Here is a 20,923-nt window from a genome sequence, read left to right as displayed (position 1 = left end):
TTATTTTGAATTTATATAGGCCACTCGTTCTGAAATCAGTTTGTTTTCGAGTAGTTTCTTATTTATTTTACTGGTGTTTATGCTGAAGTTGTATTGCTGATAAAAATCTTTTTGCAATGCGATGGCATTTAAAATCAATAAGGCTTCAGTGTCGTTTTTAGACTGATAAACCGTTTCAATCATATCTTTGGTTGTGTCTTTCAAACCGGTAACACCAAAGTATTCGGCTGCTCGCATTCTATTTATTAATTGAGTGTCCGATTTCATTATGTTTTCAATCTGAGGTATAAATGCTTTAGCTTTTTCAGCAAAGGTTGTACAAACAATTAATGCCCAATAGCGTTTCCAAGGATCATTGGATGTTAAATGTTTTGAAATTTTAGATGAAGCTTTATCATAATCTAACAAGGCTAAATTTGATATGTTTAAATAGCTTTTAATTTCTTTTTTGTGAGCATTACCAAACTCTACTGGATTTTGAATAGCATTTTCAAGCAAATAAAACTCAGGATAGAATGATAAATCTGGCTGACATTCCATCCATGAAATTAGAGTTTTACGCATGGTTTTTAATTCAGCTTGATACCCTTCTTTATCAGCTAAATTGTTAGTTTCAAAAGGATCTTTTTCAATATCATACAGCTCTTCAACTGCTTTAGTTTCAAAAAACTTAGATTGTGTTTTATTTAGTTGGCCTGCCTTAAAAAGATTAAACCATTCTGCATATGCCATTTGCTTGTAACGGTAAGCATTCATTAAGCCATCAATATTAAAAGGTTGAAAATTACGAATGTATTTGAGGTTGCCTTTTCTGTAACTTCTAACCATGTCGTACTTTTCATCAAATCTATCGGCGTAGCCAAAAGTTTCATTTCTTTTCGTAATGGTTTGCTCTTTGATGTTATCTCCCAAAAAAGGTTTACCATCCATGGTTTTAGGAATTTCTATACCTGCGATATTTAGAACGGTAGCTCCAAAATCTACAAAGCTCACAAAAGCATCCGTTTGACTTCCTGCATTAAAAATACTTAGGTTTTTATACTTTTCGGGAACATGTACAACTAATGGCACTTGTAAACCTGTTTCGGTTAAATAACCTTTACTGAATGGTAGCACACCACCATGATCTCCATAGTAAAAAATAATGGTGTTTTCTAAAAGCCCATCATCTTTCAATTTATTAATTACAGCACCAACTTCGGCGTCCATGGCTTGTATCTTGTCTCGATAGTAGGCATTGGTGTATTTAAATAAATCGGTTTGTGGATGATTTGGTTGTACAAAAACAGAATTAGGGTTGGTATTGGTTTTGGTGGTATTCATGGTTTCTTCAGAGAAATGTAAAGTACCTTCATGAGTTGTACCAATATTGAAAACATAGAAAAAGGGTTGTCCTTCTTTTCTGTTTTTCCAAGTTGCTTTTTTTGAAGAATCGTCCCAAACATCATCCGGTTTATTGATGTTGTAATCCTCTTTTGCATTATTGGCTGTATAGTAACCAGCTTTTCTTAAATAAGCAGGAAACATAGTTTGATTATTTGGTAAGGTCACTTTTCCTTCTGCTCTATGATAATGTGTTGCTAATCGGGGACCGTAGCTAGAAGTTATTAATGTTGAGCGCGCCGCACTACAAACGGCAGCATTAGAAAAAGCATTATTAAAAACAATGCCATTTTTTGCTAATCTTTCAATATTTGGTGTTTCAATACCGTGCTCATCAAACAGTTTCATATAGTGCTTAGAATTGTCTTCAGAAGTAATCCAAACAATATTTGGTTGTTGTGCTTTTAAAACGGAGTTAAAACACACGAACATTACAATAATTAATAACCGATATTTCATTTAATTTTAAAATTTTAAATGGACTTCTTTTCTATTTAAAAAGATAGCTTTTGTACTAGAATTCACAATATCATAAAAAACAACAGGTTTTCTGTGATCTTCATTTATAGTTTGCAAATGAAAATTATTGATGCTTAATCCATCCACATGTCTCGCATAAATTCCAGAAGCAGGAAGTGTACCTACTTTACTGAATTCAGGCCACCAATTACCTAACGTTTCTAGTGTATATTCTTTTAGATTTATTTTATTTGCATCCTCTTTTGTGCCACCACCAGAGACTTTAAATTGAATATTATTTAATTGAATATCTGTGATATAATGCTCTGGCATACCTGTAATAAAAATGGCGGAATTTTTATCTAAAGCACTATTATCTGCAATAATATTACTGAAAATAAAACCGTGCATCGCTTTCATAGGTTGCATGTCTTGTGGCGCATCAACGCCTGCACGTTGTTGGCAAAAGGTCATAAATATAGGGCGTGGTACGTTTTTCATAATTAAATTATTGAAAACCATATTTTTCATCTCACCACCTTCATTCATTTGAATTTTTAAACCCGAATCTTGTATATCGTGAAATGTACAATTACTCACCGTTACCGATTCGAAATCGCCTCTAGAAGCTAGACCAATACGCATTCCTGCCCATTTACTTGTAAAAACACAATTGGTTATTACAATGTTTTTACATGGCTTGTCTGGTCTTGATGTTTGTAGGCAAATAGAATCGTCGCTTGTATCGAAAGACGAATTAGAAACACGCACATTGGTACACCCATCAAAATCCAAACCGTCGCCATTATTGTTAACGCGGCTTATAATTTTAATCCCATTAACCACAATGTCATTGCAGTACAACCAAGCAGAAGTCCAAGCGGCTGGATTTATTAATGTGACATCTTTTAGTTTGATGTTTTTACAATTAAGAAAGCGCATCATCATCGGGCGACCGCCTTTTTTCTTAGTAAAATATTTTGAATGCCCATTAGCATCAATAGTACCATAACCTTCTATAGCAAACGATTTAGCGTCTCGAGCAAATATGAGACAGCGATCCATATGGGGTTCGTTTTTATAGGTGTTTTTGTGGGTGTCTGTGGTATAGTCTTCATAATTTGAACTTCCTAATAAGGTTGCTCCGTTTTCAATATGAAGTGTTACATAATCTTTTAAATAAATAGTGCCAATAACCACTGTTTTACCAGACGGAATTATAACTTTTCCTCCACCTTCTTTGGAACATAAATCGATGGCGTTTTGCACAGCTTTAGTATCTAGAGAAACACCATCTCCTTTGGCTCCGTAGTTTAAAACATTATGGTCTTTAGCTACAATCTGTATGGAAAAACTCAAGCATATTATTAGTAAGAAGTTTTTCATATTATTAAATGTATTGATTGTAAAAGGCTGTTAAATCCGTTTTGTCTGCCGTTTTTAATTGCCATCCTTTCATTTCTTTTAAAAGTTTAGAAATGAGTGATTTCGATGTCTTCTTACTAATTAAATTTTTAGTTTCCCATGGATCGTTTTTTATATCGTAGAGCTCTAAGTTGCCTGTTTTAGGGTAAATTATTAGTTTTTTATCTTCGGAAATAATACCTCTTTGATTATCAAACATCGCTAAGTATATAGAAGCTCTCGCTTTTCCATTTTTAGAAAGTAAAGGCTTTAAACTTTGAAAGTCTGTAGGTTCGTTAGATTCTAGTTCTAATAAATCTAAAAGAGTAGGAGCAATGTCCTGTAAATAAACGCGGGCAGTAATTTTACTATTAGGCGTAACCGTTGGAGCTTTAATAATTAGTGGCGCAGTAACGCTAGGTTCGTATAAACATACTTTACCTGCAACTCCATTTTCTCCAAAATTAATACCATGATCTGATGTGAAAACAATAATAGTATTATCATACACGCCTTTATCTTTTAGAGATTTAATAATATCGCCAATGCGGGCGTCCATATGTGTTACCATGGCATTATTTTGTTGAACACGTTGTTGCATGGTTTTAGACCGTAAAGGATCTGGTGCGTATTGATATTTTACATTTTTGTTTAAAGGGGTATTGTCTACAACACTAGGAGGAAGTTCTATACTATTTGCAGGATATAAATCGTAATAATTTTGTGTGGTTTGCCTTGGTACATGAGGCGCATTAAAGGCTACATAGGCAAAAAACGGTTTATCATTTTTGTAGTTTTTTATAAAGTTAACAGCTTCGCTTGCAGTAATATCGGTAATATGTCCGGCTGGTGCGTTGTATGTTTTTAATTGCCCAGGCTGTATGCTTCCAGTTTCGTCAAAAATAGTTTTTACGGGTTTTCCCATGGCATGCCATTTGCCAGTTATATAGGTGTAGTAACCATTATCGTGTAATTTTTCGGGTAATGATTTTGGAGCATTTTGCTTATTAATTTTTTGCGATTTCCATAAGTATTTCCCGTAAATAAGCATGGTTCTACTAGGTATACAAACGGCTGGCGACCAACATCCCATATTATAAGCAGATGTAAATGAAACCCCTTCATGGGCTAGTTTGTCAATATTAGGTGTTACCATGCTATTATTTCCATAAGCACCAACAGCTTGGTTGCTTTGATCATCAGATTCTATAAATAAGATGTTCATTTGAGCAAAACCACTTAAAATACAGCTAAAATAAAGTGCGACAAGCAATCTGTTTTTTTTCATATGTACATATTTCAAGACAAAGTTTTTATGAAAATTATAAATTTAAATAGCCTTTAATTTGTCAGAAAATAAAATTATAGATTCATTAAACAATAGTGTGCAAGAGATATTTATAATACTACCATAAATGATTTATTTTGAAAAACAAAGAAATCGCCAGTGGTGTTATTCTACTTTAAATCAGGCGCTTAACATGTTTTGTTGATGTGTAGTCGTGTTCTTTTTTTTATAATTAACTTCAGTTTTATTATCGATTTTTAAGAAATGATTCACGTTTATATAGTGTTAACTAAAAATTAGCAAATCAACCTTCAATAATTAAAATGAGCTATTGATTAATTTTTATCAAACAAATAGAGTTTTCGGAAACGTTTCCGAAAACTAAATGATTTCCGGAAACGTTTCCGAAGGTGTTTTTTATACATCGAGTTGTTTTGTTAAATAATTTAAGGTTACTTGCTTTAACTTTCTAAACTAAATCAATCAAAAATGTCTAACATTGATATTGTTGTAATTCTTGTTTTTACGCTTCTCGTTTTTATTTGCGGGATGAGTTTCTCTAAGGCAGGAAAAAATATGAAATCTTATTTTGCAGCTGGTGGCGCTCTTCCTTGGTGGATGAGTGGCTTATCACTTTTTATGAGTTTTTTCTCTGCAGGTACATTTGTCGTTTGGGGTTCTATAGCCTATTCAAGCGGTTGGGTGGCAGTAACCATTCAATGGACTATGTGTATTGCAGGAGTTATTATCGGTTTTTTTATTGCACCTAAATGGCAAAAAACAAAGGCGCTTACAGCTGCCGAATTTATTACAGACAGATTGGGTAAATCTACCCAAAAAGCATATACCTATATTTTTCTTGTAATTTCAATATTTACTACGGGAGCCTTTTTATATCCTGTTGCTAAAATTGTTGAAGTTTCTACAGGAATTCCAATAACCACAAGTATTATTGTTTTAGGGGTTTTAATATTAGTTTATACTGCTGTTGGCGGTTTGTGGGCTGTTATTGTTACAGATGTATTGCAATTTATAGTTTTAACGGCTGCGGTGCTTATTGTTGTGCCTTTATCTTTTGATAAAATTGGAGGTTTAGATAATTTTATTTCACAAGCGCCAGAACAATTTTTTGAGTTTACAAATTCTGAATACTCTTGGGTGTTCATGATTGCATTCGGACTGTATAATTTATTTTTTATTGCTGGAAACTGGGCCTATGTCCAGCGTTACACGAGTGTTGCAACACCTAAGGATGCAAAAAAAGTAGGTTGGCTATTCGGTGCTTTGTACACGATAAGCCCATTAATTTGGATGTTACCACCAATGATTTACCGTGTTTTAAATCCTGAATTGGGTGAACTAGCCGATGAAGGTGCATATCTATTGATGTGTAAAGAAGTACTTCCGGTTGGTATGTTAGGCTTAATGCTTGGCGGTATGGTGTTTGCAACTTCTAGCTCGGTTAATACCACACTAAATATCTCTGCAGGTGTATTAATTAATGATATTTATAAGGGGTTATTTCCTGAAACTAGCGATAAAAAATTAGTAAAAACAGCAAGAATAGCAACTATTCTATTAGGAGTTTTAACTATTATTATAGCTTTATTGGTACCACTTTTAGGCGGTATTGTAGAAGTGGTTATGAGTTTAGCAGCTTTAACAGGTGGAGCTATGTTTTTACCGCCTTTGTGGGCGCTTTTTTCCAAACTTCAAACAGGGAAAACAGTTTTAAGTGTTACCGTAATTTCTCTTGGTATCAATGCGTTTTTTAAATTTTTTGCACCAGATTTAATAGACTTAACTTTAGGTAGAGCCATGGAAATGGGCGTTGGTATGGGGATTCCTATTGTATTACTGTTAGGTATTGAATTGTATTTAAAATATTCAAATAGTAGTACTTCAGCTTATGATGTGTATGAAACTAAAAGGCAATTAAAAGTAGCAGAACCACAAGAGGCTGAAGATGGCAGCAATAATAAAGGAACAAGAGTTATTGGTATTGGTGTAGCATTAACAGGCTTATTAATTTTAATACTATCGGTTATAGGTGAGTCGGCTCAACTTTTAGTTGGAGGCATGGGTGTTTCGGTACTTGTTTTAGGATTATACATTATCAGGAAAACAAAAAAATAGATTTAAAAAGTACATAACAGATGATTTTAGAAACATTCAATAAAAATGTTAGAGATTGTAAATCAGTAACTATTAATACCGATTTTGTAATTGTTGGCGGTGGAACCGCTGGTGTTTGTGCAGCTATAACGGCAGCAAGAAAAGGCACCAAAACTATTTTAGTGCAAGATCGGCCGGTTTTAGGTGGTAATGCATCATCAGAAGTACGGTTATGGATTTTAGGCGCAACGTCTCACATGGGAAACAACAATCGTTGGGCACGTGAGGGTGGCGTAATGGATGAAATTTTAGTGGAAAATCTATATAGAAATCGAGAAGGAAATGCTGTTATTTTTGATACCGTTTTGTTAGAAAAAGTGCTTGCAGAGCCTAATATTACATTACTTTTAAATACTTCGGTTTACGATGTTACTAAATCTGGAGATCATAAAATAGAATCTGTTAAAGCGTTCAACTCTCAAAATTCAACAGAATATAATATTAATGCACCTTTGTTTTGCGATGCTTCTGGAGATGGCATTGTGGCTTTTAAAGCAGGCGCTTCTTTTAGAATGGGAGCAGAAACTAAAGAGGAATTTGGAGAGGCCTTTGCACCCGAGAAATCTTATGGCGAGTTACTTGGTCACTCTATGTATTTTTACAGTAAAGAGACCGAAAAGCCTGTAAAATATATTCCGCCTGCATATGCTTTAAAAGATATTACAACCATCCCGAGATATAAAGCCATTGGTAAAGATGATAAAGGTTGTCGTTTTTGGTGGTTTGAATATGGTGGCAGACATGATACTATTCATGAAACCGAAGAAATTAAATACGAACTTTGGAAAGTCATTTACGGCGTTTGGGATTATATTAAAAACTCCAGAACTTTTGAAGGTGTTGAAAACATGACTTTAGAATGGGTAGCAACTGTTCCTGGTAAAAGAGAAAGTCGTCGTTTTGAAGGCTTGTATATGATGACGCAACAAGATGTTATAGAGCAACGCAAATTTGATGATGCTATTGCATTTGGAGGTTGGGCAATTGATTTACATCCAGCAGATGGCGTTTATAGCGAACTTTCGGGTTGCACACAATGGCACTCTAAAGGTATTTACGATATTCCGTATCGCTCTTTTGTGAGTAAAGACATTGATAATTTATTTTTAGCTGGCCGTATTATAAGCGCAACGCATGTTGCATTTGGTTCTACTCGAGTTATGGCTACTACTGGGTTTTGCGCCCAAGCCGTAGGTATGGCAGCATCTATGTGTATCGATAAAAACTTGAAACCAGCAGAGATTTTAGAAAATGGAGAAATTAAAAATCTTCAGAATGAATTGAATAAAATCGGGCAAAGCATACCAAATGTTCCTATTCTATCTACTAGTAATTTAGTAAATCAAGCAAAACTAACGAGTTCTTCAACGTTAAGTATTTCAGAAATACCTTTTAATGGCAATTGGTTTAATTTATCAATTTCAGCAGCACAAATGTTGCCGTTAAAAGTCAATAAAAATTACAAAGTTCGAGTTTTAGTTAAGGCTGAAGAAAAAACAGATTTAAAAGTAGAACTAAAAACTTCTATTAAACCTGAAAACTATACACCAGAAGTTATTTTAGAATCTCAATTATTCAATTTAGAACAAGGAGAACAATATATAGATGTTGAATTTTCTAATACTTTAGAGAATAATCAATACGGATTTATCACATTTTTATCTAATGAAAAAATCAGTATTAAAACGAGTGATAATAGATTTACAGGAGTACTTTCTGTGTTTAATGGTGTTAATAAAGCTGTTTCAAATAACGGAAAACAAACACCTCCTGATAATATAGGAGTAGATACATTCGAATTTTGGACACCACACAGAAGGCCAGAAGGGAAAAATATTGCAATGGAAATTTCACCGGCTATTGAAGCTTTTGAAGTTGAAAATTTAAGCAACGGATATGTACGACCAGGAAAGACAGTAAATGCATGGGTTGCAGATATAAATGATAAAAAGCCAACTTTAAAAATTGAATGGGATTCTGAACAAGAACTGTCTGAAATTAAGTTGTTTTTAGATTCAGATTACGATCACCCAATGGAATCTACACTTATGGGACACCCGGAAGATATCGTTCCTTTTTGTTTAGGTAATTATAAAATTAAAGATGTAAATGGTACTGTTCTTTTTGAAAAAGAAGATAATCATCAAACTATAAATACTTGGCATTTCAAACAAAAACACAAAACAAAAGGGATTATTATCGAGACCGAAAAATCGCAAACACATGTGCCTGTGTCTATTTTTGAAATTCTAATTTCCTAATAAAGGAAACACATCATTCAGCATGAAAAATTATTATATAAAATATCATTTCGCGTTTCTTTTAACTGCATTAACCTTGATAGGTTGCGGAAATTCCGTTGTAAAATCGGATGATTTAGTTGAAGTAAATAAGATGACTTTAAATGGCGATTGGAAATTCCATACCATTTATGGCGAAGGTTCTAATTATCTAAATATAGTAGAAACTGAAAATGATATCATTATTGATAATACCGATGCTAATGTGGAAGTACATGGTAAATGGGAAACTAAAAAGACTGCAGCTAGAAATTCAGGATTTTATAAAACCGATTATGAGCAACACAATTTTTCGATAACCAATTTAAAAGGAGGACAGAAAGACGATGATTCTTATTTTAGGTTTTATCCAAATTTAGAAGCTTCAGGATATTATGAGGCATTTACTAAGTTTCCGTTCGCGTCGCATTTAACGGCTCAGTACAATATTAAACATGCTCAAGGTACAACCACAAAATACATAAGCCAAAGAACGTTTTGTAACGAATGGATTAGCTTAGGGATTTTTGATTTTAATAGAATAGATAAGAATTATGTAGAGGTAACAGCCATTGTAAGCGGTAGTGTTGCGGCCGATGCTGTTATGTTTAGGCCTGTTGCTAAAGAGAAATACTTAAAAGCTAAAAAAGAGCCAAATCAAGTGTTTTTATCTGATTTTGATGATTCCGATTGGGACGATTTATCGGTTCCAGGACATTGGGGAATGAACAATGCATATTCAAACTATACGGGAAAAGGCTGGTATCGTAAAAGTATCACCCTTCCTAAATCTTGGACAAAAGCTTCGGATGATAGATATTATTTAAAATTTGATGGCGTGTATCATCTATCAAAAGTATATCTCAATGGGCAGTTTATTGGTAAAAATAGGGGAGGTTTTACACCTTTCGAATTTGATGTAACCCATGCGGTAAACTTCAATGGAGAAAATGTAATTGCAGTTCAGGCAGATAATAGTTCCATTGTTGGAGCAACCTGGAATTGGGGTGGTATTATTAGAGATGTTACGCTTTCGCAAAATAAAGATGTTCGTATAGATTATCAATATATTCATGCCGATCCTAACTTAAAAACGGGAGCAGCACACTTAAAATTAAAAGTAAAAATTGAAAATAATGCTTCGGAAAAAAGAAAGATTACCGTCTATTCTAAAATAATTAATAAGGTTACCATTGAGACTTTAAAAGGTGCTATAGACATTGAATCAAACAGTACAGCAGATTTACTTTTAGAAACTAATTTAAAAGCTGAAGACGTAGAATTATGGCATTTCGATAACCCGAAGTTATATCAAATGGTAACGACTATTTCGGAGAACAACGTTGTTCTAAATGAAAGAAAAGATAATTTCGGAATTAGAAAAGTAGAGCTTACCGATTCTAAAATGATATTGAATGGTGAAGCTGTGCGATTGGCAGGATTCAATAGAGTGAGCGAACATCGTTTTTGGGGATCATCTGAGCCTTTAGAAGTTTTAGAAAAAGATGTAGATTTAATGAAGGAAGCCGGTGCTAACTTTATGCGAATTATGCATGGTACTCAAAATGAAAAACTCATTGAATTGTGCGATTCAAAGGGCATTTTATTATTTGAAGAAATTAATGTTCGAGATTTATATAATGATGAATTTAGAGCAAATTATTATCCGGTTTCTAAACTTAAAAACAAAAAATCAATCAATATTAATAATGAAGATGAGGAGGTTTTAATGTTAGACGAACCTTATGTTAAACTTACGGATAAACATAATATTAGTGTTTCTGAAAAAAACTATGCACTTTCTAAATATTGGTTAAAGGGTATGATTGAACGAGATATTAATCACCCAAGTATTATAGGTTGGAGTGTTGGTAACGAATTAAATAATCACAAAGCATATGTTATTGAAGCCATAGATTATATTAAAAAGGAATTAGATCCTTATAGGTTAATAACCTGTGTGAGCAATTCTGGTCAAAAGGAAGAATACACACCCGAAACCGACCCAAATACCTATGTTGATATCATTATGCATAACATGTATCGTTGGCAAGGGGAACCACAAGATATTTTGAATACCCTAAGAACAAAATGGCCCGATAAACCTGTATTTATTTCAGAATTTGGTTTTGATCCTTTTCCGTCAACAGCGCTAGATGGTGATAAAGAAATATTCTCAGAATGGACCAATCATTTCCGACATAAAAATGAATTTGTTATAGGGACTTCAATGTGGACATTTAACGATTATCGTAGTGGTTATGCCGCAACAACAGCAGAAGAAAATCGTGTTTGGGGTATTATTAGTTCTTGGCGCCATAAAAGACGCTTGTTTAATCGTATAAAAAAAGAGCATTCACCTGTTTTAGATATTCAAGTTTCAAACATAGATTTTGAAAAAAACACGGCCAATATTGTGATGCCTATTAGAGATACTGGAGATTATCCTAGCCATAGTATGCGCAACTATAAATTGGAATATCAATTTAAAAATTTAAAAGGCGAAACGGTTTTAAAGCAATCTCATGATTTGCCTAATTTAACTCCAAAGGATGGAGAATGGAAAAGTGCTATTTCTTGGGGGAAATTACCAGAAGATATTTTAGATTTCACCATAAGTTTAATAACTCCAACTGGCTATTCAAGATTTGATAAAAACATTTCTTTTCAAAATGCAATCACGCCCGAAATATCTCAAATAATCTCAGGGAACAATGCAGTAAGAATTCTTTTTGATGCCGTTCCAAATGCTACAGAATATTTTGTAACATATACCAACGCATCAGGGAAAGAGCTAACCTCATACAGAACCATTACAAACGCCATAGAAATAGATAGTTTAATCAATAAAAAAGTATATAGTTTCAAACTTTATGCGGTTAATGATAAAGGAAGTAGTAAGCCGTCAAAAACAGTAGAAATAACACCTAACGGAAACGAATTGCCACCTATTATTTGGGATGCTTTTATAGCTGATAGAAAATTAGTGATTGGTTATTCTAGCGATTTTAATGATGGTGATTACACGGTTCAATATGGAGCTTCAAGTGATAATTTAGATAAAGAATTTGTAACAAATGTACGAGGCATGCTGTCCATCGATTTAAATGGCGAAAAGGAAATATTCTTTAAAATAAAAAGAAATTCTGATGGAAAGGAAAGCAATTGGTCCCAAATAGTTAAAGTAACAACAAACTAAATAATATGAAACATCAAATTTCAATAGTATTTTTAATTTTAGCCTTAATAGGTTGTACAGATAAAAAAAGTAAAAAAGCACTTAACCAAACGTCAAGTGTAAAAATTGAGAACTATAAAATAGAGTTAGGGAAAGTATCGCCAAAATCTGTTTTTGTAAATGATACTATGAGTATTTGGGGAGGCTCTTTAGTTAAAGGTGAAGACGGGTTGTATCATATGTTTTATTCGCAATGGCCTAAGAAAATTGGTTGGGAATGGGTAAATTATTCTATTATCTCTCATGCTGTTTCAAAATCGCCATTTGGTCCGTTCATTCATAAAGATGATGCGTTACCAGACCGTGGTGCTCAATTTTGGGATGGTTCTACAACGCACAATCCTACCGTTCATAAATTTAACGGAAAATACTATTTGTATTACATGGGGAATACTGGCGATAAAGAAATTGTGAGTGTACCTGGTAAACCTAAACTTAATTGGGTGCACAGAAATAATCAACGTATAGGTGTTGCTGTTGCCGATAGTCCTAACGGGCCATGGAAACGTTCCGATTCACCGGTTTTAGACATTTCTTCAGATGAAAATTCTCATGATGCTTTAATGACATCGAATCCGTCGGTTTGCCAAATGGCAGATGGAAAAATTTTAATGGTTTATAAAGCCGTTGGAAAGAAAAATAAATTACCTGCAGGAGGTCCTGTGGTACATATGGTGGCCATTGCAGATTCACCTGTTGGTCCATTCAAAAAATATCCAGATCCAATTTTTACTTTTGAAGGTGAAACATTTCCTGCGGAAGATCCTTATATCTGGTATCAAGATGGAAAATATAGAGCCATTGTAAAACGAATGAAGCATGAAGGGAATAAACGTATTTTCTCATTAGTGCATTATGATTCTGAAGATGGAATTAAGTGGGATCAAGGAAAGTATTTCGAAATATCAGACAGAACAGTTACATGGGAGAATGGCAAAACAACCAAATTTGAGCATTTAGAGCGTCCTCAAGTATTTATGGAGAATGGCGAGCCAGTGGCTTTATTATGCGCTGCAGATTCTCTAGATGTTAATAATGTTAGACATTCATTTAATATTCAAATCCCAATAAAAATTACAAAAGAATAATAAATCATGATGTCAAAATCTATTCTTTTCGTTTTTACACTCAGTCTATTGATGTTTTCCTGCAAGGATAACAATAGTGCAGAATATGATGATTATCAAAAAGTAATTTCATTAAATGGAACTTGGCAGTTTTTGGCCTCTAATAAAATACAAACTAAAGATATTATTAAAGCACCATATTCCGAATGGGACACAATTCAAGTTCCTGGGAATTGGGATACCCACGAACGTTATTCTGAATATGTTGGTAAAGGTTATTACCAAAGAGAATTTAATATTCCTGAAAATTGGAAAGACAAGCAAATACGTATAAAATTTGATGCTGTTTACGAGCGTTCTAAAGTTTGGTTAAATGGAACTTTACTAGGTGAGTATGTTGGAGGATATTTACCTTTTGAGTTTAATATAACCAATCAGATAAAACTAAAAGAACCTAATTCTATACTTGTAGAGGCAGATAATACTTACAAACGTGGTGCTTGGTGGGCTTGGGGAGGTATTAGCCGAAATGTTTCGTTAGAAGCAAACGAAGATGTTCGATTAATATATCAGCATATAAGCTCAGTACCAAATTTTGAAAACAATAAAGTACAATTTATTGTTAAGTACAAAATAGAAAACAATAGCAACAAAGAGGTAGTAACTAAAGTTAAATCTAATATTTTGGGTGTTGCCGAACCAGAAGAAATTTCTGTTAATATAAATGGAGGAGAAACTAAAGTTGCTGTTTTAAAATTTACAGAAGATTTATCTAACGTAAAACTTTGGCATTTTAAGACACCAAATCTTTATGAATTTAGTAGCATATTAACGATTAATGGAAAAATAATAGATAAAAAAACGGATAAAATCGGAATTAGAAAGTTTGAGGTAAAAGGAGAACAGTTTTATTTAAATAACAAAGCTGTTAGGATGAATGGTGTAAACCGCGTACACGATCATCCAGATTTTGGTAACACAGAGCCCTACCATTTAATAAAACAAGATATGTTAGATATTAAATCTTTAGGATGTAATTTTTCAAGATTAATGCATGCGCCATTATCCGAAAATTTATTAAAATTCTGTGATAGTATTGGTTTTTTAGTTGTTGAAGAAATTCCTGTTTGGGGTGATGATGATGAACAAGCGTTTCCTAACAATCCGCTCACAGAAAGATGGATGAAAGAGATGATTGAAAGAGATTTTAATAATCCATCTGTAGTAGCTTGGAGTGTAGGGAATGAGTTGAGAAATCCAGGAGAAGATTGGAGTGATAAAGCATTAACCAAAGCGCAATATGGCTATGTAGATTCTATGCTAGATTATGTTGTTACCTTAGACAATACACGTTTAAAAACCTACGTAACTATTACCTCTTACAGAAAAGGTGAGATTGGTACGGAGCCTTATGAGAAAGTCGATTTTATATCAATGAATAGTTATGGTAACGCACCTGTATTAGCTGAAAAAACCCATAAGAAATTCCCAGGAAAACCCATTTTTATTTCAGAAATAGGTATAGGACAAATAGGAGCAGCACCGCATGGAAAATTGAGTGATGAGTTGGTAGATTATTTAAAAGAATTGAAAACATATCCATACGTAACAGGAGTTTCGCTATGGAGTTATAACGATTATAGAAGTAATTACAAAGGGACACCGCTTTCCGGTTTTAGAGAATGGGGCATTGTAGATGCCCGTAGAAATAAAAAAGAAGCATATAGTCAATTAAAAGAAATTTATAAATATTGGCAAGAATAGATTAAGATGGAAAGAGTACTGGTATGTAGGCAGTTTGTTTTTTACCTATGGAAAACGCCTATTAGAGAAGATCAAATTACAAATTCTACTTTCGAGTTAGATTAGTTTCTTTACCATCCCATAAAAAGATAAGTTCAAAATAAACACTATAAAATCAACGATAATGCTACTAAATAAAATTAAAAAAATCACCTTATTGTTTTTGGGGCTATTAGCCATTTCGTGTTTTCAAAAAGAATCTAAAGTTGAAACGCCTGCTAAGGTTGAAACTTCAAAAGTATTTCCTTTTAAAATGCCAACAGAGAAACCTAACATACCGTTAAGTGCATCTTCAGAAAGAATGTTCGATTATCCAACACCGCGAGTTCAAGATAATGAGCTTTTTTCTCAATTTAAGTATACACGCTTAAAAGGTTTTGATTATAATAATGGAGACGGAACTATATCGCGTCGTGACCCGTCTAGACCAATTTTTGTAGATGGTAAATATTATGTGTGGTACACAAAACGTAACACTATTGTTCCTCCAATAGGATGGAATCGTGCAGCTGAAGCAACTGATAAAATTCCTTCAACAGATTGGGATTTATGTGATATTTGGTATGCCACAAGTGAAGACGGTATTACTTGGGAAGAACAAGGTGTAGCGGTTTCTAGACCAGAAAAACCAAAATCAGGATGGCGCTCTGTAGCAACTCCAGATATTTTAGTTTGGAAAGGTAAATATTATTTGTATTACCAAGCTTTTGATGAACCTAGCGGACTTAGAGGCGATTTGTGTCCGGTTTCAATTTCTTATGCCGATTCACCTAATGGACCTTGGACGCATGGTGGTGATAAAGTAATTCCTTTTGGAAAAGAAGGGGAATGGGATCACAAAGCAACTCACGATCCACAGCCTTTAGTTCACGATGGTAAAATTTATGTGTATTACAAAGCGGCTTATAATAAATGGCCAGATAACAGAACTAATTATGCTGTTGGACATGGTTTAGCTATAGCCGAAGATCCTCTAGGTCCTTATAAAAAACATGCTTTAAACCCGGTGATGCAATCGGGTCATGAAACCACTTACTGGCCATATAAAGGAGGTATCGCAACTTTAGCCATTAAGGATGGAAATGAACGTGAAACAATACAATATGCAGAAGATGGTGCTAATTTTAAAATAGCATCTAGTGTGTCTTTAACGCCTACAGCAGCGGCTCCTTTTGTAGCAGATGCCTTTACAGATACAAAAGATGGAAGAGGTTTTACTTGGGGCTTATCACATTTTGTAAACGCTGGAAAAGGAGATAAAAGGCATTCTATTATTGCACGTTTTGATTGTGATTTAAGTTTAGATTACAACGAGCCTGCTTTTAAAAACACAGGTGTTTGGCACAAACCAGAAGTTTACTTTGCTCAAGGTGTGGGTAGTATTAACAAACATCCGGAGGGACGTGGTGCTAACAAAAAACACTAAATACCTATAAAAATGAATTTTTTAAAGCATCATATTTTATCTGTTTTATTCATGTGGGTATTAAGTATGCAGGCACAACAAAGGCCAAATATTTTATGGATAAATGCTGATGATTTAGGATTAGAATTAGGATGTTATGGCAATTTGGATGTAAAAACACCCAACATCGATCGCTTGGCAAAACAAGGTGTACTTTATAAAAGAGCGTATGCTACAGCACCTATTTGTTCTGCTAGTCGCTCTTCTATGATTACAGGAATGTATCCAACAAGTGTGAATAGTCAGGATCATAGAACTATTAATATGACACTATTACCTGACGGTATAGAGCCGATAACAACCTATTTTAGAAGAGCAGGGTATTTCTGCTCGAATGGAAATTCGCATAATATGTCTAGGGGAGGAAAAGGTGATTTTAATTTTTTAGCTGAAAATATTTTTGATGGAACCGATTGGCGACAACGTAAAGAAGGTCAGCCATTTTTTGCTCAAGTTCAAATTCACGAACCCCATCGAGATTTTGTTAAAGATAAAGAACATCCAATTTCAGCAGATAACGTAACATTACCTGCTTGTTATCCAAATCATCCACTGCTTCGAGCAGATTGGGCTATGTATTTAGAAAGTGTGCAAGCATGTGATAAACAAGTCGGAATTATTTTAGATCGATTGGAAAAAGATGGATTGGCAGAAAATACAATTGTGTTCTTTTTTGGTGATAATGGTCGTCCACATTTACGCGATAAACAGTTTTTATATGAGGGCGGACTGCAAGTACCATTAATCGTCAGATATCCAAATCATTTTAAGCCAAAAATAGTTGAAAAGGAGTTGGTTAGTTTAATTGATGTTTCGGCAACTTCGTTAGAATTAGCAGGAATAAAAGGACCTAATTATTTACAAGGAAATGTTTTTTAGGAAAAAAAGCTTCAAAAAGAGAATTTGTTTACGGGTTTAGAGATAGGGCTGGAGATGCCGTTGAAAACATGCGTAGCATTTGCAATGGACGATACAAACTCATTTGGAACCGCACTCCTGACCGTCCTTGGATGCAATTAAGTAGTTATAAAAAGGGACAGTATCCTGCATTCACATTATATAATATATTATATAAAAAGGGTGAATTAGAATCGCCATTTAATCAGTTTATGACTGCGACTAAGCCTGAGGTAGAATTGTACGATCTCAAGAAAGATCCTATGGAGTTTTTGAATTTAGCAGATTCTAAAAAGCATCAAAAGATAAAGCAATTACTGTTCAATGAACTGTCTGTCAATATGGTTGCTTTTGAGAAAAACATGATAGTAGAGCGTGCAGAAACTATATTGAAAGCAAAAGAATCTTCACTAAATTATTATAGAAAACTGATAAAAAAATATAACCCAACTTTTGATGAAAATACTTCAGATGAAGACCTTTTAAAAGCTTGGGAAATGAAATTATTAAATTCAACTAATTATGAAAATTAGTTAAGAAGTCTTTTAATTTTTAATAAACTAAAGCCTACTTTATATAATTTTTACAGACGATTCTCTTATGTTTAATGTTCCATTTAGAATAATGGTTTGTGGTAAGTAAGCGTGTGGGTTTTCTATTTGATCGAGTAACATTTTTGCAGCCTCAACTCCAATATCATGGGTTGGTTGCATCACCGAGGTTAGCGGTGGATTTATAAGTCCGGCTAATTTACTTTCTGTAAAACCAACAAAAGCAATATCTGTTGGAATTTTATATCCATTTTCTTTAAATACCATCATAGCACCAATAGCAGGAGGATCGCAAGACGCAAAAATAGCGTTCGGAATTTGATTGTTCTTAATCATTAATTCTGCTGTCGCTTTACCAGATTCAATAGTAAATCCAGATTTTATAAAGTGATTTGATGTGAGCTCTATTTTATATTTTTTGTGAGCATCAATAAAACCTCTTTTTCGTTCTTTTGATAATGTAAGAGACTCCAAACCTTCTAAATGTACAATGTTCTTGTAACCTTGTGTTATTAAGTGCTCAGTTGCAAATAAGGCCCATTTGTAATCGTTGAAGAGTATTTTAGAAGATTTCAATTTGGAATTTACGCGATTAAAAAATACTATCGGAAATCCTTTATCTATTAAAGTTTGGTAATAATCGGTGTTTTTGGATTCACTGGATAGTGAAATAATTAAACCATCGACCATATTATCAACTAATGTTTTTACATTTTTTATTTCAGACTCGTAACTTTCATTGGACTGCGTAATTAAAACTTGATAACCTTTCTCGAACAATATTTCTTGAGCTCCAATAATAACTTCTGGAAAAAATCCATTGATAAATTCCGGAACTACAATACCAATATTAAAAGATCTTTTTTGTGTTAACTTTTTCGCCATAGGGTTTGGGTGGTATCCCATTTCTGTGGCGGTTTTTAAAATTAATTCTTTGGTTTCCTTCTTAATATCATACTTATCATTAAAAGCACGTGAAATGGTAGAAACAGCTAAGTTTAATCTTTTAGCAACATCTTTTATAGTAACATAATCCATAGAGAAGCTTTAATTAACTAGATCAATGTGTATTTCTAATTCCGTAATAGATAGAAATCATTAAATTGATAATAATCATTTTTTAAATATACATATAAATCGATTATTATCATTTTTTCAATTGAATTCCCGAAACTCGATTAATCATTCTTCTAAAGTTTTGTTGTGGGCTTTTCTTACTATAAATACCTGTAAAAAGCACAGCATGCATCATTAAAAAGGTCGCTACTTCATTTATATATTCCATTTATTTAAGGGAATTAATATTTTACGGAAACGCTTCCGAAAAAAGAAAACGGTTTCGGTAACGTTTCCGGTTGGTTCATTTTAAAAAATACCTCTTAAATATATTTAAGTTTGGCTATATTAGAACATGCCGGAGAAGTAACAGATGCCGCTGATGGAACAAGTATGAAAATAGATTACGTTAGATATTACAAAGAAAAATAATTTTAGCAATTTTGCTTTAAGTAAAACAAACATCATAATTATGAATAAATTAATAGTTGTAATTACTTTTATTTTGTTGGGTTCTAATGTATTTGCTCAAGAATCAGAAAATGGCTTCGATTACACAAAATGGGAATTAAAATGGGAGGATGAATTTGATTATGACGATTCTAAATTAGAAGATAATTGGGCATCTCAAAATAGCTCAAGCGGTCATATTCTTTGCAGCCGCTGGAGAGAAAATGCAGTAGTTAGAGATGGCGTATTGCATTTAGATATTAAAAAGGAAAAAAGAGGAGGTCAAGATTGGACAGCCGGAAGTATTTGGACGCGTAAGCAGTTTAAATATGGATATTTTGAATGCCGATATAAATATGCCGGAGGAGAAGCAACTAATAACTCCTTTTGGTTGATGACAAGAGGAGGTGAACCTGCTGAAGGTAAAAAGTTTGAAATTGATATAAATGAAGGTCATTATCCTAACGAAGTAAGTACAAATATTCATAACTGGTCGGATTTCACATTATTACCTAACGGTAAAAAATCGCATCCAAGTTATAATGAAATGTTCTTTTTTGGAACCAAACCCGATTATTCTATTCAATTAGAAATTCCTGTTAAAACAGAAAAAATACGTTTTACTTCTAAAAATAGCTCTAGGTTTAATCTAGGAGAATTTAGAGTTTACGGTGTAAATGAATCTGGAGAATACCCAACCGTATTATCTGAAACTGCAGATAACGATATTGAGGGTTTAATAAACTATGCACGAGCTAAAAATGTAAGCATTACTTCAAGTGGTTCTTATCAAGATAACGCATCAGAAAAAAAGTTAGTAGACGGTAACCCGTTTACCTCATGGAGTACGCAACAAGAAGGTGAAAAATGGGTAGAGTTTACTTGGCAGCAACCCATAACAGTAGGTTGTATTCAGTTTACAAATGGATGGAGAGATAAAAATAAAACTTGGCATAGTTTAGTTAGTAATTACAAAGTTCAATATTTAAAAGGTGGTGAATGGAGAGATATTTCTGTTTTAGATGCGAGTAAAGAAAATGATTTTTCTGAAGAATATCATACCTATGGTTTGGAATGGAATGAAAATGAGTTAGTGTTCTATTTTGATGGAAAAGAACTAAGAAGAACAAAAAACGAATTTTGTTATAGTGAAGCGCCTATCTTTTTAAGTTTAGCTTTAATTAAATGGCACGGCGTGTTAAAAGATGATTTGGATGGTAAAAGTATGAAAGTTGATTATGTTAGATATTACCAGAAAAAATAATGCTCAAAACATATAAAATAATACCGGTAAGTAATATAACTGTATGTTTTACTTGGGTTTAAGAAGGAAACACCTCATTTAGTAAATGTTGGGTGAACTAAAAATGATTAATATTTAGACCATATGTTCTGTTGGTAAAAACAT

The 20,923-nt window shown here is 33.4% G+C and carries 14 protein-coding genes; 9 read left to right on the top strand and 5 right to left on the bottom strand.

Going from position 1 to position 20,923, the window contains the following annotated elements:
- Genes DFQ06_RS05740 through DFQ06_RS05730 form a run of 3 tightly spaced genes read right to left on the bottom strand, consistent with a single transcriptional unit; the run spans nucleotide 1 to nucleotide 4,534 of the window.
- On the bottom strand, nucleotides 1-1,842 hold the full coding sequence (locus DFQ06_RS05740) for a sulfatase family protein (RefSeq protein ID WP_133966596.1): 1,842 nt from the start codon (nucleotides 1,840-1,842) through the stop codon (nucleotides 1-3).
- 6 nt (nucleotides 1,843-1,848) lie between these two features.
- The gene (locus tag DFQ06_RS05735; RefSeq protein WP_133966594.1) at nucleotides 1,849-3,228 is read right to left on the bottom strand and encodes a glycoside hydrolase family 28 protein; all 1,380 of its coding nucleotides are present in this window, start codon (nucleotides 3,226-3,228) and stop codon (nucleotides 1,849-1,851) included.
- A 4-nt stretch (nucleotides 3,229-3,232) separates the two neighbouring features.
- Complete coding sequence (locus tag DFQ06_RS05730) at nucleotides 3,233-4,534, bottom strand: sulfatase-like hydrolase/transferase (protein WP_133966592.1); 1,302 nt, start codon at nucleotides 4,532-4,534, stop codon at nucleotides 3,233-3,235.
- Nucleotides 4,535-5,023: 489 nt separating this feature from the next.
- Here DFQ06_RS05730 and DFQ06_RS05725 point away from each other — a divergent pair, with 489 nt between their 5' ends.
- The 8 genes from DFQ06_RS05725 (at nucleotide 5,024) to DFQ06_RS05690 (ending at nucleotide 17,991) form a co-directional block, all read left to right on the top strand.
- Nucleotides 5,024-6,670, top strand: coding sequence for a sodium:solute symporter family protein (locus DFQ06_RS05725; RefSeq protein WP_133966590.1), 1,647 nt, complete (start codon nucleotides 5,024-5,026; stop codon nucleotides 6,668-6,670).
- Between the two features lie 20 nt (nucleotides 6,671-6,690).
- Nucleotides 6,691-8,970, top strand: a complete 2,280-nt coding sequence (locus DFQ06_RS05720) for an FAD-dependent oxidoreductase (protein ID WP_133966588.1) — start codon at nucleotides 6,691-6,693, stop codon at nucleotides 8,968-8,970.
- Between the two features lie 22 nt (nucleotides 8,971-8,992).
- Nucleotides 8,993-12,187 carry a glycoside hydrolase family 2 TIM barrel-domain containing protein gene (locus DFQ06_RS05715; protein ID WP_133966586.1) on the top strand — a complete coding sequence of 1,065 codons (3,195 nt, stop codon included), beginning with the start codon at nucleotides 8,993-8,995 and terminating at the stop codon, nucleotides 12,185-12,187.
- Between the two features lie 5 nt (nucleotides 12,188-12,192).
- Nucleotides 12,193-13,314, top strand: a complete 1,122-nt coding sequence (locus DFQ06_RS05710) for a glycoside hydrolase family protein (protein WP_133966584.1) — start codon at nucleotides 12,193-12,195, stop codon at nucleotides 13,312-13,314.
- A gap of 6 nt (nucleotides 13,315-13,320) precedes the next feature.
- Nucleotides 13,321-15,057, top strand: a complete 1,737-nt coding sequence (locus DFQ06_RS05705) for a glycoside hydrolase family 2 protein (protein WP_133966582.1) — start codon at nucleotides 13,321-13,323, stop codon at nucleotides 15,055-15,057.
- A gap of 163 nt (nucleotides 15,058-15,220) precedes the next feature.
- On the top strand, nucleotides 15,221-16,522 hold the full coding sequence (locus DFQ06_RS05700) for a glycoside hydrolase family 117 protein (protein ID WP_133966580.1): 1,302 nt from the start codon (nucleotides 15,221-15,223) through the stop codon (nucleotides 16,520-16,522).
- Nucleotides 16,523-16,534: 12 nt separating this feature from the next.
- Entirely contained in the window at nucleotides 16,535-17,440 is a 906-nt protein-coding gene (locus DFQ06_RS05695) for a sulfatase family protein (protein ID WP_133966578.1), read from the top strand.
- A 68-nt stretch (nucleotides 17,441-17,508) separates the two neighbouring features.
- Nucleotides 17,509-17,991 (top strand): hypothetical protein, encoded by a 483-nt coding sequence (locus DFQ06_RS05690; RefSeq protein ID WP_133966576.1) that lies wholly within the window; start codon nucleotides 17,509-17,511, stop codon nucleotides 17,989-17,991.
- Between the two features lie 39 nt (nucleotides 17,992-18,030).
- Here the strand turns inward: DFQ06_RS05690 and DFQ06_RS05685 are convergent, their stop codons facing one another.
- On the bottom strand, nucleotides 18,031-19,047 hold the full coding sequence (locus tag DFQ06_RS05685) for a LacI family DNA-binding transcriptional regulator (protein WP_042504606.1): 1,017 nt from the start codon (nucleotides 19,045-19,047) through the stop codon (nucleotides 18,031-18,033).
- Between the two features lie 109 nt (nucleotides 19,048-19,156).
- Nucleotides 19,157-19,294 (bottom strand): hypothetical protein, encoded by a 138-nt coding sequence (locus DFQ06_RS19385; RefSeq protein WP_159140076.1) that lies wholly within the window; start codon nucleotides 19,292-19,294, stop codon nucleotides 19,157-19,159.
- A 243-nt stretch (nucleotides 19,295-19,537) separates the two neighbouring features.
- Between DFQ06_RS19385 and DFQ06_RS05680 the strand changes: the two genes are divergently transcribed.
- Entirely contained in the window at nucleotides 19,538-20,779 is a 1,242-nt protein-coding gene (locus DFQ06_RS05680; protein WP_133966574.1) for a family 16 glycosylhydrolase, read from the top strand.
- The last annotated feature ends 144 nt before the right edge of the window (nucleotides 20,780-20,923 follow it).

The sequence above is a fragment of the Algibacter lectus genome, from assembly GCF_004368925.1.
Taxonomy (GTDB): Bacteria; Bacteroidota; Bacteroidia; order Flavobacteriales; family Flavobacteriaceae; genus Algibacter; species Algibacter lectus.
This window is presented reverse-complemented; position numbering and strand designations above follow the sequence as displayed.